This is a genomic window from Klebsiella sp. G-Nf4 (assembly GCF_002810615.1).
Lineage (GTDB): Bacteria > Pseudomonadota > Gammaproteobacteria > Enterobacterales > Enterobacteriaceae > Klebsiella > Klebsiella variicola.
Window position 1 is genome coordinate 311040 of sequence record NZ_PION01000001.1, and the last position, 13668, is coordinate 324707.

A 13668-nucleotide genomic window follows, 5' to 3' on the forward strand; every position below is an offset into this window, starting at 1 on the left:
ACGCCTGTGGGCCAGTAGAGAGCCCCATGACTACAGACATTCCCGCAGTACCTGAGTCGATCCCGGTGACCGACGCGCTGACGCTTATCGCGATTGATGAGCGCTACGTCAGCGATCTGCACCAGCTGGTGGTCAAAAACCGCCACTGGCTGCAGCAATCGCTCAACTGGCCCGCCGAAGTGAACAGCGAAGAGGAGACCCGCCGCCATGTGCAGGGTAACGTGATTCTGCATCAGCGGGATTACGCCAAAATGTTTTTGCTGTTTCTCGACCATCGACTCGTTGGCGTCCTGTCGTTCAACCAGATCGAGCCGCAGAACAAAACAGCCTATATCGGTTACTGGATCGATGAAGAGCACCAGGGGCAGGGGCTGCTTTCCCGCTCCCTGCAGGCCTTTATCCACCATTATGCCCGCAGCGGGCTGGTGCGCCGGTTTGTGATCAAATGCCGGGTGGCCAATACCCGCAGTAACCAGGTGGCGTTGCGCAATGGGTTCGTTCTGGAAGGTTGCCTCAGGCAGGCTGAGTATCTGAACGGCAGCTATGACGATCAGAATATCTATGCGCGCATTATTGACCGCGACGAGGCGCTAGAGGGCGCCTAACAGCGGCGTGCGGGTGATGTGCTGCTGGCCGTCAAGCGTTTTCGGGCCGCGCAGATGAATGGCCTCACCCTCCTGCGCGGCGATCTGCACCTCGTCATTGATGGTGACCTGGTGCTCAATGATCACATCGCCGATGATGACGGTCCGCCCCTGAATCAGCACGTCGTCGTCGAGCAGAATCGGACCACCGCGCAGCTGCGCCTCGCCACCGACCATCGCCCGGTGCTTTAACAGGCAGTTGCCTTCAATCACCGCATTCTCCGCCACCTGCGAACTGTAGCGCACGGTGGGAATGGCATCCTCTCCGCGACCGGCGATCAGACGCGCGTGACCATAAACCCGGGCATTATCGCACACCCAGACGTCGTTTTCTTCGTTCCCCTCCAGTCTTGCCTGGTCGAATACTTCTGCCCGGTGTTCGACAAAAGCGTGCTCGACAAAGGCATCGCCGTAGATTTGCGCCTGGTGGAGAATACGCGAGGCGCTAACAGTGGCTCGCTGATAAATCTGCAGGACTTTGTCGCGATCGGCGGTCAGCCCGCGGGCGGCAATCACCTGGCAGTGGGGCAGGAGACGCGCCTCGTCGGCGAGGCGACAGTAACCGCGCACCAGACTATGATTAATCGTGACGTTGTCACTTATCTGCGCGTGATGGCTAATGTGCGAGGCATGAATGCATGCCCGTCCGCCGATGGCGGCCTCGTGGCTGACCACGCAGGGCCCGGTTACGCGGGCGTCGTCGCGGATGCATGCTCCGGCGAAAACCACGCTGTTGGCATCGTAGATCCAGCACAAGCCCTGTTGGCTGAGAGCGCTTTCCGCGTCAACCCAGCCGCCTTCGCTGCCCGCTTTGACGTCAGCGAAATCGATAAGCGCCACTATCTGGCGCAGGGTGACGCTCTGTTTGCCATCCTCTTGCTGGTAACAATACTGCCGGGTCTGTTCGCTGAGACGGTATTTACGCATTCCCGATCCTCATTACTTATGGTTAACATAAACATAGCAAAGAACGCCGTAGCGCGCGGGATAAGGTTCCTTTAAAATGCAACTTCAAATTAAATTGATATCATCAACAAAATGAAGAGTAAGCAAACGCCGCGGCAGGTGCTGAACCTGCCGGCAGGCTACTTTGGTATGGTGCTCGGCACCATCGGAATGGGCTTCGCCTGGCGCTACGCCAGCACGCTCTGGCCGGTTAGCCGCAGCATCGGCGAGGGGCTGGTGACGCTGGCGATAGCGATGTGGGCGCTGCTCAGCATGGCGTTTATCAGCCGGGCGATTCGTTTTCCGGCGAGCGTGCTACGAGAGATGCGCCATCCGGTCAGCAGCAGCTTTGTCAGCCTGTTTCCGGCCACCACGCTGCTGGTGGCGATCGGGCTGGTGCCATGGTGGCGGCCGCTGGCGCTGGGATTGTTTGTGCCGGGGGTGGCGCTGCAGCTTGCCTATGCCGCCTGGCAAAGTGCCGGGCTGTGGCGGGGGACGCATCCTCACGAGGCCACCACGCCGGGACTCTATCTGCCGACGGTGGCCAATAATTTCATCAGCGCGATGGCCTGCGGCGCGCTGGGGTTTACCGACGCCGGGCTGGTGTTCCTCGGCGCCGGGGTCTTCTCCTGGCTGAGCCTCGAGCCGGCCATCCTCCAGCGTTTGCGCAGTGCGGGCGAACTGCCGACGCCGCTGCGCACCTCGCTGGGGATCCAACTGGCGCCTGCGCTGGTGGCCTGCAGCGCCTGGCTCAGCGTCAACGGCGGGGAAGCGGATACCTTCGCGAAGCTGCTGTTTGGTTACGGCCTGCTGCAGTTGCTGTTTATGCTGCGCCTGATGCCCTGGTATCTTCGCCAGCCGTTCAATGCTTCCTTCTGGAGCTTCTCGTTCGGTATTTCCGCACTGGCCACCACCGGCCTGCATCTCGGCCAGGCCAGGGCGGACGGCTTTTTTCACCATCTGGCAATGCCGCTGTTTATTTTTAGCAATCTGGTTGTCGGCCTGCTGTTACTGCGCACAATTTTGCTGTTGGTGAGCGGGAAACTGCTGGTACAGGTCGACCGGGAAACACTCCTGAATGAGAAGGAAAGATCATGACAACGCGTGACGCGGATTATTTTTGTGAAAAATATGGCCTGACTCGCACCCATTCCGAGGTGCTGCATGCTGCGACGGTGGTGCCGCCGGGGCGGGCGCTGGATCTGGGCTGTGGCAACGGGCGTAACAGCCTTTATCTGGCGGCGAACGGATTCACGGTGACCGCGTGGGATAAAAATCCGATGAGCATCAATAATCTGGAAAGTATTCGCGCTGCCGAGGCGCTGGAAAATCTCCGCACCGCGGTAACAGACCTCAATAGCCTGACCTTTGATGGCGAATATGACCTGATCCTCTCCACCGTGGTGATGATGTTCCTGGAGCCTGACACCATCCCGGGCCTGATCGCCAATATGCAGCGCTGCACCGCCGCCGGCGGCTATAACCTGATTGTGGCGGCGATGGATACCGAAGACTATCCCTGCACCGTCGGCTTTCCGTTTGCCTTTAAACCCGATGAGCTTCGTGAATATTACCAGGGCTGGGAGCTGCTGAAATACAATGAGGACGTCGGCGAGCTGCATCGTACCGACGCCAACGGCAATCGCATCAAATTGCGCTTCGCCACCCTGTTGGCGCGCAAGCCTGCCTGATACGCGGCGGCGTGGGAAGCTGAGCATGGCCCGCGCCGCGTAGTAAGGTGAAGAGCAGGGAAAATAAGCGAGGAACTCCCCGTAAAAAAGAGGGATAAAATGCAGGCTTCTGCCTGTTTTAAGTGATTATTTAATAACGTAATGTTCATCCTATCAATATTTGTAAATCTTCCTTGACGAAGCCCATTTTTTGTCACAAAACTAGTGGGTCTTATTTGCTATAACGTCTGCCGAAAAAAAACTGCATTTACAGGGATCTCTCTATGCGTACTCGCGTGTTATTGAAAGTCGCCGCTCTGGCGGGGATGTTAGCGTTGACCGGCTGTGCGTCGAAGGTGGCGCAACCGAATCAGTATTCGGGCTTCTTAAAAGATTATTCCAACCTGAAAGAAACGACCTCCGCCTCCGGCAAGCCTGAGCTGCGCTGGATCGATCCAAACTACAATCCGGCCAACTACGATAACGTCGTGTACCATCCGGTAACCTATTATCCCGTCCCGAAACCGACCACCCAGGTAGGGGAAAAGGCGCTGCAGGATATTCTGAATTACACCAACAAAGAACTGAAACAGGCTATTTCGGAGCGTAAACCGCTGGCCACTACCGCCGACAAACGCAGCCTCATCTTCCGTGGCGCGATCACCGGTGTGGACTCCAGCAAAGAGGGACTGCAGTTCTATGAAGTGATCCCGGTCGCCATGATTGTTGCGGGTACCCAGGCCGCCACTGGCCATCGTACTATGGACACCGACCTCTATTTTGAAGCCGAGCTGATCGACGCCAGCACGAACAAGCCGGTGATCAAGGTTGTTCGTAAAGGGGAAGGCAAAACTCTGGCTAATGAAAACACGCCGCTGACCGTCGATACCCTGAAGCAGGTGATCGATGATATGGCAGTGGACGCCGTCAAATTTGACCCTTCTCAGCGTTAATCGCACCAGCGCCGTCTGACCGACGGCGCTGTTCTCCCTGCCATCGCCTTCTCAGGCCAGCTTGCGACGCAGCAGCAGCTGTTCCGGTTTGGCAAACATCACCAGGTTACCCAGCAGGATCAGCGCCAGCCCGATAACGGCGTTGCTGTGCCAGATATACCCTTCATAGACGGTGGAAATGGATAACGCCACCAGCGGAAACAGCAGCGTACTGTACGCGGCTTTGCTGGCGCCGATGCGCCCCACGAGAGTGAAATAGGCCCCGAAGGCGATCACTGAGCCGAACAGCGCCAGATAAAGCAGGGCGCCAAGGTAGCTGACGGTCCACTCCGGCGTAAAGTTATCGCCACGTAGCAGGGCGATAGCGCCCATCACCAGCGTGCCGTAGAGCATCGCCCAACTGTTTGTGGTCAGGGTTTCCAGCCCTCGCCGCTGGTGGCGAATGCTGAACATATTGCCCAGTGAAAAGCCGTAGGTGCCCAGGGCGCTCAGACCGATCCCCCACAGCAGCGAGGCGTTCAGCCCGTTGGCCAGCAAGTCATCCCAGAACAGCGTGACAATACCGGCCAAACCCAGCGCGGCGGCGGCCCAGAAGCGGCCCGGCGGCTGCTGGCGGAAAAAAAGGAAGCTGTTAATGGCGTTAAACAGCACCGCCATGGAAAAGATAACCGATTCCAGACCGGTATTGATCCAGGCCGCGGCCGTGTAAAAACACCAGAAATTAAAGCAGAAAACGCAGCAACCCTGCAGCAGGCAGCAGAGGTGATCTTTCGCGCGCAGCGGCCGCAGCCGTCGCGTGACAAGCAGAACCGCCAGCATCGTGACGCTGGCCACGGCGAAACGCCAGAAAATAGATACCGGCGCCGCCACCGGCCCCTGTTGTAAAAAAATCGCAATCCACGTCGTTCCCCAGATAACGACAACGAGTGCATAAAGTAATGCGTTCACCCTGACTCTCCTCTGCCTGTTGAAGGGAGGAGTATGCCGCCTGTCGCAACCGGCAGCTTTCACCCGCTTGTTGTCGGCTTGCAAATTCTTGCGCTTATTTGTCATTCGCCTGCGGTGAGGACTGGAAACCGCGCCGGAGTCTCCCTAGACTAGAGCTTTTACGGGCAGATGCGTGAAGGCGATGGGTTACGGGACGTTTGAAACATTACGGCGACAGAACGCGGTGCTGCGGGGCACGGTGGAGCTGAATTCCGGTATTCAACTGGCCGCCTGGTACAACAATTGCGATACCGTGACGGTGCGCAGCGATCACCATACGTTAAGCCTGTACGTCGCCGATGGCTATGAAAGCTATCAAAAGACGCCGCACGGCTGGAAAAATGGCGGCGGCCCGGATCGCTTTTGTCTGATGCCGAAAGGCGATGAGAGCGTCTGGGATATCCGCGGCGATCTGTCGTTTGTGCATCTCTACTGTACCGATGAGCATCTGCGCCGCGTCGGCGAAGAGGTGTGGGATCGTAGCCCGGCAAACTTCACTCTGCAGGAAAAAACCTTCGCCAGAGATGACAAAATCACCGCGGTGTACCGCCAGTTTTTGCTGGCCAATGACTGGCGACAGCCGGCTAACCAGTTGACCCTCAGCGCCGCCAGCAGCTTATTGCTCACCCATCTTATCCAGCACTATTCCACCGTACAGTGGCGTTTGCCGACGGTCACCGGGGGGCTGGCGCCGGGCGTAAAGCGTCACGTGCTGGCCTGGATCGATGCCCACCTCGATCAACCGCTGACCCTGGCTGACCTGGCGCAGCAGGCGGGACTGAGTGAATTCCATTTTGCTCGCATGTTCCGCCAGTCGCTGAATATGGCCCCGCATCAATACGTCATGCAACGGCGAATGGCGAAAGCGCAAAATCTGCTCTGCCACAGCGCGCTGGCGTTAACCGAGATTGCGCTGGCCTGCGGCTTCAGCTCCGCCAGCCATTTCAGCCATCGGGTCAAAGCCGCCACCGGCCTGACGCCGTCCCAGCTACGGGCGGCGCAGCGCGGATAAGACGCCGTAGCTCACCCCACCGAGCACCACGCCCCAGAAGGCCGACCCAATTCCTGCCAGCGTCACACCGCTGGCGGTGATCAGGAAGGTCAGCACCGCCGCATCGCGTTCACTGGCCTGATGTACCGCCTGAAAAAGGCTGCCGCCGATGGTGCCGAGCAGCGCCAGGCCGGCCAGCATCTGGATCCACGCCGTCGGTAAGGCCGACATCAGAGCGGTGATCGACCCGCCAAACAGACCGGCCAGCAGATAAAAACCGCCTGCCGCCATGGCCGCCAGCCAGCGCTGTTGCGGATCCGGATGCGCTTCCGGACTCTGGCAAATCGCGGCGGTGATCGCCGCGATGCAGAGGGAATACACCCCAAACGGCGCCAGCAATAGCGCCAGTCCTCCACAGACGACGAGCAGTGCCGACACCGGTACGGTGTAGCCAGATGCCTGCAGGGTGGCGAACCCGGGGGCGTTCTGCGAGGCCATGGTGACGAGGAAAAACGGCAGGCCGACGCTGAGCAGCAGCGCCGGGGTAAACTGCGGCGCGATCCACTCCGGTGCCGCGAAGGCCAGCGGTACGGCCGTCCTGGCGACGTCCCCGGAGGCCGCCGCGATCAGCGCCCCCACCACCAGCGCGGCGACTACCGCGAAGCGGGGCCACAGCGCTTTACAGAGAAGCCAGGCGGCGAGCATGCCGCCGCACAGCAGCAGATGGTCCTGCAAGCCGGCGAAGGCCTGCAAACCGAAACGCAGCAGGATCCCGGCCAGCATCGCGGCGGCCAGCGAATGGGGAATGATCTTCATCAGCCGGGCAAACAGGCCCGTCACGCCGCAAAGGACGATCAGCGCGTTGGCGAAGATAAATACCCCCACGGCCTCGGCGAGGGTGACTCCTTGTAGACCGCTGACCAGCAGCGCGGCGCCCGGCGTTGACCAGGCGGTGAGCACAGGAACTTTACGCCAGCCGCTCAGCGCAAGGGTGCTGATACCCATGGCGAGGCCAAGGGCCGTCATCCAGCCGGCGATCTGCCCGGGGGTAGCGCCAGCAGACGCAGCAGCCTGCCAGATAATGGCGGCTGAACTGGCGTAGCCCACCAGTACAGCGACGAAACCCGCCAACAGCGTGGGAAGAGGAAGGGTAAACGAGCGCATAGGGTTCTCTTGTGCGTTATAACATACAAATACTCTATCACTGTGCGTTATAGCGCACAAGGTGCGGATGGGAAGAGCGTAAGACAGCTGTTCTCATCGGTGATATGCCGAGAAACGCCCTGTAGAATCAGGCAAATGGGGATATACTCTTGCCTGTACAAGTCAGGAGGTAGGATGAATATTGCGCAACATCTGGCGGCAACGCTCAAAACCCTGCGCCAGCAGCGTGGCTGGAGCTTGTCGCGTCTGGCAGAAGAGACGGGGGTGTCGAAAGCCATGCTGGGGCAGATTGAGCGTAATGAATCGAGCCCGACGGTGGCGACGCTGTGGAAGATTGCTACCGGACTGAACGTGCCGTTTTCGGCGTTTATCGTTCCGGACGCCAGCGCGGCGCCTTCCGCTTTTGATCCGCAGCAGCAGGCGATGGTGGTGACCCCGGTCTTCCCGTGGGATCCGGAGCTGCGCTTTGACCATTTTTCGATAACCCTTGCCCCCGGCGCGTTGAGCGAATCGACGCCGCATGAGAAAGGGGTGATTGAACATGTGGTGGTGATTAGCGGCGCCCTGGATCTCTGTTTACAGGGGGAGTGGCATTTACTGCAGCCAGGTGAGGGACGGCGCTTCGCCGGCGATGAGGCGCATGCGTATCGTAACCGCGGCGTTCAGGCGGCCCATTTCCATTCACTTATCCATTATCCAAAAGAAAAAACCGCGGGCGAACCCGCGGCCAGACAAGATGACTGATGATAACCACTCACAACGTGACGAGGAAAATCCGGAATACGTGATGACAGTACGCTGCGCGATGATGTGAAGGAACTATCTTTTCCATCAATACTTTGCTGAAAAATGAAAATTCGTCGTCGTGCGGTGGTGGAAAAGGTTTTCGTCTGTGCCCGGTTCTGACTACAATAGCCGCCATTTCGACCCCCTTATACTGGATAACAACACGCGTATGCGCCTGCACAATCATCGTCTTGAACTTCTTAGTCCTGCCCGCGACGCCGGTATCGCTCGCGAAGCGATCCTCCACGGCGCCGACGCCGTTTATATCGGTGGGCCTGACTTTGGCGCTCGTCACAATGCCAGCAACAGCCTGAGCGACATCGCCGGTCTGGTGCCTTTTGCCCATCGCTATGGCGCCAAAATCTTTGTCACACTGAACACCATTCTGCATGATGATGAGCTGGAGCCGGCGCAGCGGCTGATTACCGATCTTTATGAGGCGGGCGTTGACGCGCTGATTGTGCAGGATATGGGGATCATGGAGCTGGATCTGCCGCCGATTGAGCTGCACGCCAGCACCCAGTGCGATATCCGCAGCGTGGAAAAAGCGAAATTTCTCTCCGACGCCGGCTTCAGCCAGATCGTGCTGGCGCGTGAACTGAATCTCAGTCAGATCAAAGCCATTTACGACCATACCGACGCGACCATTGAGTTCTTTATTCATGGCGCGCTGTGCGTGGCCTATTCCGGTCAGTGCAACATTTCGCACGCCCAGACCGGACGTAGCGCCAACCGGGGCGACTGCTCGCAGGCTTGCCGCCTGCCGTATACCCTGAAAGACGATCAGGGACGGGTGGTGGCCTATGAAAAACATCTCCTGTCGATGAAGGACAACGATCAGACCGCCAACCTGGCGGCACTGATCGACGCCGGGGTACGTTCCTTCAAAATTGAAGGCCGTTACAAAGACATGAGTTATGTGAAAAACATCACTGCGCACTACCGTCAAATGCTTGATGCCATTATTGAAGACCGCGGCGACCTGGCGCGTGCCTCGGCAGGGCGCACCGAGCACTTTTTTATTCCGTCTACCGATAAAACCTTCCACCGCGGCAGCACCGATTACTTCGTCAATGCCCGTAAAGGCGACATCGGCGCCTTTGATTCGCCCAAATTTATCGGGCTGCCGGTGGGCGAAGTCTTGAAGGTGGGTAAAGACCATCTTGATGTCGAAGTGAGCGAACCGTTAACCAACGGCGATGGCCTTAACGTGATGATTAAGCGTGAAGTGGTGGGCTTCCGTGCCAATACGGTGGAGAAAACCGGCGAAAATCGCTATCGGGTGTGGCCGAACGAGATGCCGGCGGATCTGCACAAAGCGCGTCCGCACCAGGCGCTTAACCGTAACCTCGATCACAACTGGCAGCAGGCGCTGCTGAAGACCTCCAGCGAACGCCGCATCGCCGTGGACGTTACGCTGAGCGGCTGGCAGGAACAGCTGGTTCTGACCATGACCTGTGAAGATGGCGTCAGCGTGACCCATACACTCGACGGCGACTTCGCCGAAGCCAACCAGGCAGAAAAAGCGCTGGCCAATTTGCGTGACGGTGTCACAAAACTGGGGCAGACCATTTACTACCCGCGCGAGGTGCAGGTCAACCTGCCGCCGCTGTTTGTCCCCAACAGCCTGCTCAACCAGCTGCGTCGTGAAACGGCTGAAATGCTCGATGAAGCGCGCCTCAACGCCTGGCAACGTGGCACCCGCAAGCCGGTCTCCGTACCGCCGCCGGTCTATCCCGAGACCCATCTCTCCTTCCTCGCCAACGTCTATAACCATAAGGCGCGGGCCTTTTACCAGCGCTATGGCGTACAACTGATTGACGCCGCCTATGAAGCGCACGAAGAGAAGGGCGATGTGCCGGTGATGATCACCAAACATTGTCTGCGGTTTGCCTTCAACCTCTGTCCGAAACAGGCGAAAGGCTCCATCAAGAGCTGGAAAGCCACGCCGATGCAGTTGATCCACGGCGATGAAGTGCTGACCCTGAAGTTTGACTGTCGCCCGTGCGAAATGCATGTCGTCGGGAAGATTAAAAATCACATCCTCAAAATGCCGCTTCCAGGGAGCATCGTCGCCTCCGTCAGCCCGGATGAGCTGATGAAGACCCTGCCGAAACGCAAAGGGGCCTGATCCAGCACGACGCTACTGGCAGTGAGGCGCCCGCGGTTTGCGCGCATCCTGCCAGCGGTGATGCTCGCGCAGGTCGGCGGCAGCCTCCTCGCACTGACTGCGAAGCTCATCGCTGTCCGCCTCGTGCAGCAGCTGCTGTTCGAGGCTTTGCACCGGAAAGTAATCGTGCCCCTGACGGTGGGCCAGCAGATGTCCTGAAAAAAGCGCGCACAGCAACAGCAGCGCGCTCATGCTTCTCCTCAACATACCTTTTCTCTGCGAATCAATGGCGTGGGCTTACTATGCCAGGCGCTGTGCAGGTTTTTTTCTCGGCTTCTCAAAGAAGGGCAAGAGTTTGTCAGCGGTGGCTGAAGGACGGTGAAAAAAAAGCCTGGCGCGGAAGGCCAGGCCTGAGGGATTACGCTTTTGGCGGCAGTGGTTTCCCGCTGTGATCGCCGCCTTTTGGCGGCTGCTTGCCGTCATGCTGCGGCTGTTTGCCGTCACGCTGCGGCTGCTTGCCGTCATGCTGCGGCTGTTTGCCGTTGTGTTGCGCTTGCTTACCATCGTGTTGGCCGTTTTTCGCCGGCGGCTTACCCTGATGCTGCGCGCCTTTTTCTGGCGGCGGCGGGTTGTCGGCAGCGAAAGCCCATGACGATATTCCCAGCGTCATCACGGCAGAGAGTAAAGCTAACTTCTTCATAGCAATATCCTTTCTTCTGATGTATCGCCGTATTTCATCAGGCAAAAGTGAAGATAAGATGGAGAAGTCCCTTTTCGGACTTCTCTGCATCCCACTCAGACTTTTAGCCCTGCGGCGGTCATCAGCAGGCGAAACAGCAGGCTGATGGCGGCCAGCGTCAGTACGCTGCCTCCCCAGATCGCGATCAGCCACAGCAGACGTTTAGGCCAGGCAGTATGCATCAGTGATATCCCTCCCCGGTCTGAACTTTGCCGCGGAACACGTAATAGCTCCAGCAGGTGTAGCCAAGAATGACCGGAATAATCAGCAGTGCGCCCACCAGCATAAAGCCCTGGCTTTGCGGGGGGGCGGCAGCCTGCCAAAGCGTGATGGCCGGCGGGATAATATGCGGCCAGATGCTGATCCCCAGTCCGCTAAAGCCGAGAAAGACCAGGCCCAGCGTCAGCGTGAAGGGCGAAACATGGCGGTCGCGCTGATGCAGCGTGCGCCACAGCCAGCCGCTGATGAGGATCACCAGCAGCGGCACCGGCAGCAGGAAATAGAGATTCGGCAGGCTGAACCAGCGGGCGGCAATTGCCGGGTGCGCCAGCGGAGTCCACAGGCTGATGACGGCAAACACCGCCAGCAGGGCAACCAGCAGCTGCCGCGATGCGCTGCGCATGCGCTGCTGCAGCGCGCCTTCGCTTTTCATCACCAGCCAGGTGGCGCCGAGCAGCGCATAGGCCACGCACAGCCCGAGTCCGCAAAACAGGCTGAACGGGGTCAGCCAGTCAAACATGCCGCCGCTGAAGGCGCGACCGCTGACGGTGAAACCGTTGATCACCGCCCCGACCACCACGCCCTGGCTGAAGGTCGCCAGCAGGGAACCGCCAAAAAAGGCACGATCCCAGAAGGGCCGGTGCGACGGCGTGGCCTGGAAGCGAAACTCAAAGGCGACGCCGCGAAAAATCAGGCCGATCAGCATCAGGGTCAGGGGGATCGACAGGGCGTCGATTATCACCGCATAGGCGAGGGGAAAAGCGCCAAACAGACCGGCGCCGCCCAATACCAGCCAGGTCTCATTGCCATCCCACACCGGGGCGACGCTGTTGACCATCACGTCGCGCTCGGTGCTGCCCCGTACGGTGCCAAACAGCATGCCGATGCCCAGATCAAAGCCATCCATGACGATGTACATCAGTGTGGCAAAGACGATAATCACGAACCAGATCACCGATAATTCGATACCCATTAGCGGGACTCCTTCTGCAGATAACCTTCGGTGGCGGCGGACAGCGGGCGGGCTGGCGTACCGGTTGTCGCGGGCTGCACCTCCTGCGGCCCCTTGCGGATCAGACGCAGCATATAGCTGTAGCCGACGCCGAAGACGGCGCTGTAGACCACGATAAAGGTCAATAAACTGACCGACATATGCAGGTCACCGTGAGCGGAAACGGCGTCTGCAGTGCGCTGAACGCCATACACCACCCATGGCTGACGGCCCACTTCGGTGGTCACCCAGCCAGCGAGAATAGCAATCAGTCCTGAAGGGCCCATCCACAGCGCAAAGCGCAGAAATGGCCGTGAATGGTACAGTCGGCCGCCCCGACGCAGCCACAGGGCCAGTACGCCGAGCAGGAGCATCAGCATGCCAAGACCGGCCATCAGGCGAAACGACCAGAACACCACGGTAGCGTTTGGGCGATCCTCAGGAGCGAACTCTTTCAACGCCGGCACCTGTTTATCAAGGCTGTGGGTGAGGATCAGGCTGCCCAGGGCCGGGATCTCAAGCCCGTAGCGGGTGCGCTCCTGATCCATATCAGGCCAGCCAAACAGCAGCAACGGCGTTGGCTCGCCCGGCGGGTTTTCCCAGTGGCCCTCAATGGCGGCTATTTTCGCCGGCTGGTGTTTCAGGGTATTCAGACCATGCATATCGCCGATCAGCGCCTGGACGGGGGCAACCAGCAGCGTCATCCAGAGCGCCATAGAGAACATCTTACGGATCGCCGGCGACTGATTGCCGCGCAGCAGATGCCAGGCCGCCGAGGCGCCGACAAACAGCGCGCTACTGAGAAACGCCGCCACTGTCATATGCAGTAAGCGGTAGGGGAATGACGGGTTAAAGATCACCGCCAGCCAGTCGACGGGCACCACCTGGCCATCGACGATCTCAAACCCTTGCGGGGTCTGCATCCAGCTGTTAGAGGCGAGGATCCAGAAGGTCGAGATGATGGTGCCCAGCGCCACCATACAGGTGGCGAAAAAGTGCAGCCCCGGCCCCACGCGGTTCCAGCCGAAGAGCATCACTCCGAGAAAGCCTGCTTCCAGAAAGAACGCTGTCAGGACTTCATAGGTCAGCAGGGGGCCGGTAATGCTGCCCGCGAACTGAGAGAAACCGCTCCAGTTGGTGCCGAACTGATAGGCCATCACCAGCCCGGAAACCACCCCCATGCCGAAGTTGACGGCGAAGATTTTTGACCAGAAGTGGTACAGCGAGCGCCAGGTGGGATTTTTGCTTTTCAGCCACAGGCCTTCGAGTACCGCCAGGTAGCTGGCCAGCCCAATAGTAATGGCGGGAAAGATAATATGAAATGAGACCGTAAAGGCGAATTGAATTCGCGCAAGATGGAATGCATCAAGACCGAACATGCAGGACTCCACAACAAAATTGATTCAGCGCAATTTTAGGCAGGGAGGAGGCAAGGGGGCAGAAGCAGTCCGGCCATTTTTTATCATAAC

General features: G+C 58.9%; 16 protein-coding genes. 7 read left to right on the top strand and 9 right to left on the bottom strand.

The window, feature by feature from the left end:
- The first annotated feature begins 26 nt into the window (after positions 1 to 26).
- A complete protein-coding gene (gene rimL / locus CWM57_RS01580; RefSeq protein WP_060875735.1) occupies positions 27 to 605 on the top strand; it encodes a 50S ribosomal protein L7/L12-serine acetyltransferase in 579 nt (192 codons plus the stop codon).
- Here rimL and ydcK read toward each other — a convergent pair.
- Positions 591 to 1571 (bottom strand): YdcK family protein, encoded by a 981-nt coding sequence (ydcK, locus tag CWM57_RS01585; RefSeq protein WP_100675503.1) that lies wholly within the window; start codon positions 1569 to 1571, stop codon positions 591 to 593. The two genes, rimL and ydcK, sit on opposite strands and share 15 nt — an antisense overlap.
- A 111-nt stretch (positions 1572 to 1682) precedes the next feature.
- Between ydcK and tehA the strand changes: the two genes are divergently transcribed.
- From tehA to CWM57_RS01600, 3 genes are all read left to right on the top strand, one after another.
- On the top strand, positions 1683 to 2687 hold the full coding sequence (gene tehA / locus CWM57_RS01590) for a dicarboxylate transporter/tellurite-resistance protein TehA (protein WP_100675504.1): 1005 nt from the start codon (positions 1683 to 1685) through the stop codon (positions 2685 to 2687).
- On the top strand, positions 2684 to 3280 hold the full coding sequence (tehB, locus tag CWM57_RS01595; RefSeq protein ID WP_100630572.1) for a tellurite resistance methyltransferase TehB: 597 nt from the start codon (positions 2684 to 2686) through the stop codon (positions 3278 to 3280). Before tehA ends, tehB begins: the two co-directional genes overlap by 4 nt.
- Positions 3281 to 3543: 263 nt before the next feature.
- The gene (locus CWM57_RS01600) at positions 3544 to 4212 is read left to right on the top strand and encodes a DUF3313 domain-containing protein (protein ID WP_061154410.1); all 669 of its coding nucleotides are present in this window, start codon (positions 3544 to 3546) and stop codon (positions 4210 to 4212) included.
- A gap of 51 nt (positions 4213 to 4263) precedes the next feature.
- On the opposite strand, the gene CWM57_RS01605 is transcribed toward CWM57_RS01600, so the two are convergent.
- Complete coding sequence (locus tag CWM57_RS01605; protein ID WP_074385686.1) at positions 4264 to 5160, bottom strand: DMT family transporter; 897 nt, start codon at positions 5158 to 5160, stop codon at positions 4264 to 4266.
- A 181-nt stretch (positions 5161 to 5341) separates the two neighbouring features.
- On the opposite strand from CWM57_RS01605, the gene CWM57_RS01610 reads away from it, so the two are divergent.
- Positions 5342 to 6211 (top strand): AraC family transcriptional regulator, encoded by an 870-nt coding sequence (locus CWM57_RS01610; RefSeq protein WP_100675505.1) that lies wholly within the window; start codon positions 5342 to 5344, stop codon positions 6209 to 6211.
- Here CWM57_RS01610 and CWM57_RS01615 read toward each other — a convergent pair.
- Complete coding sequence (locus CWM57_RS01615; protein ID WP_100675506.1) at positions 6188 to 7354, bottom strand: benzoate/H(+) symporter BenE family transporter; 1167 nt, start codon at positions 7352 to 7354, stop codon at positions 6188 to 6190. The genes CWM57_RS01610 and CWM57_RS01615 overlap by 24 nt on opposite strands.
- A 174-nt stretch (positions 7355 to 7528) precedes the next feature.
- On the opposite strand from CWM57_RS01615, the gene CWM57_RS01620 reads away from it, so the two are divergent.
- A complete protein-coding gene (locus CWM57_RS01620; RefSeq protein WP_008804673.1) occupies positions 7529 to 8098 on the top strand; it encodes a helix-turn-helix domain-containing protein in 570 nt (189 codons plus the stop codon).
- A 10-nt stretch (positions 8099 to 8108) separates the two neighbouring features.
- Here the strand turns inward: CWM57_RS01620 and CWM57_RS01625 are convergent, their stop codons facing one another.
- Positions 8109 to 8276, bottom strand: coding sequence for a hypothetical protein (locus tag CWM57_RS01625; protein ID WP_165784116.1), 168 nt, complete (start codon positions 8274 to 8276; stop codon positions 8109 to 8111).
- A gap of 33 nt (positions 8277 to 8309) precedes the next feature.
- On the opposite strand from CWM57_RS01625, the gene CWM57_RS01630 reads away from it, so the two are divergent.
- A complete protein-coding gene (locus CWM57_RS01630) occupies positions 8310 to 10271 on the top strand; it encodes a peptidase U32 family protein (RefSeq protein ID WP_074385689.1) in 1962 nt (653 codons plus the stop codon).
- 12 nt (positions 10272 to 10283) lie between these two features.
- On the opposite strand, the gene CWM57_RS01635 is transcribed toward CWM57_RS01630, so the two are convergent.
- The 5 genes from CWM57_RS01635 to CWM57_RS01655 form a co-directional block, all read right to left on the bottom strand.
- The gene (locus CWM57_RS01635) at positions 10284 to 10517 is read right to left on the bottom strand and encodes a DUF2554 family protein (RefSeq protein WP_061154416.1); all 234 of its coding nucleotides are present in this window, start codon (positions 10515 to 10517) and stop codon (positions 10284 to 10286) included.
- Between the two features lie 151 nt (positions 10518 to 10668).
- Positions 10669 to 10950: a hypothetical protein gene (locus tag CWM57_RS01640; RefSeq protein WP_100675507.1), complete on the bottom strand. Its 282-nt coding sequence runs from the start codon at positions 10948 to 10950 to the stop codon at positions 10669 to 10671.
- A gap of 95 nt (positions 10951 to 11045) precedes the next feature.
- Positions 11046 to 11171, bottom strand: coding sequence for a DUF2474 domain-containing protein (locus tag CWM57_RS01645; RefSeq protein WP_048271748.1), 126 nt, complete (start codon positions 11169 to 11171; stop codon positions 11046 to 11048).
- Positions 11171 to 12181 carry a cytochrome d ubiquinol oxidase subunit II gene (cydB, locus tag CWM57_RS01650; RefSeq protein WP_074385691.1) on the bottom strand — a complete coding sequence of 337 codons (1011 nt, stop codon included), beginning with the start codon at positions 12179 to 12181 and terminating at the stop codon, positions 11171 to 11173. Before cydB ends, CWM57_RS01645 begins: the two co-directional genes overlap by 1 nt.
- Complete coding sequence (locus CWM57_RS01655; RefSeq protein WP_074385692.1) at positions 12181 to 13578, bottom strand: cytochrome ubiquinol oxidase subunit I; 1398 nt, start codon at positions 13576 to 13578, stop codon at positions 12181 to 12183. Before CWM57_RS01655 ends, cydB begins: the two co-directional genes overlap by 1 nt.
- Between the last annotated feature and the right edge of the window lie 90 nt (positions 13579 to 13668).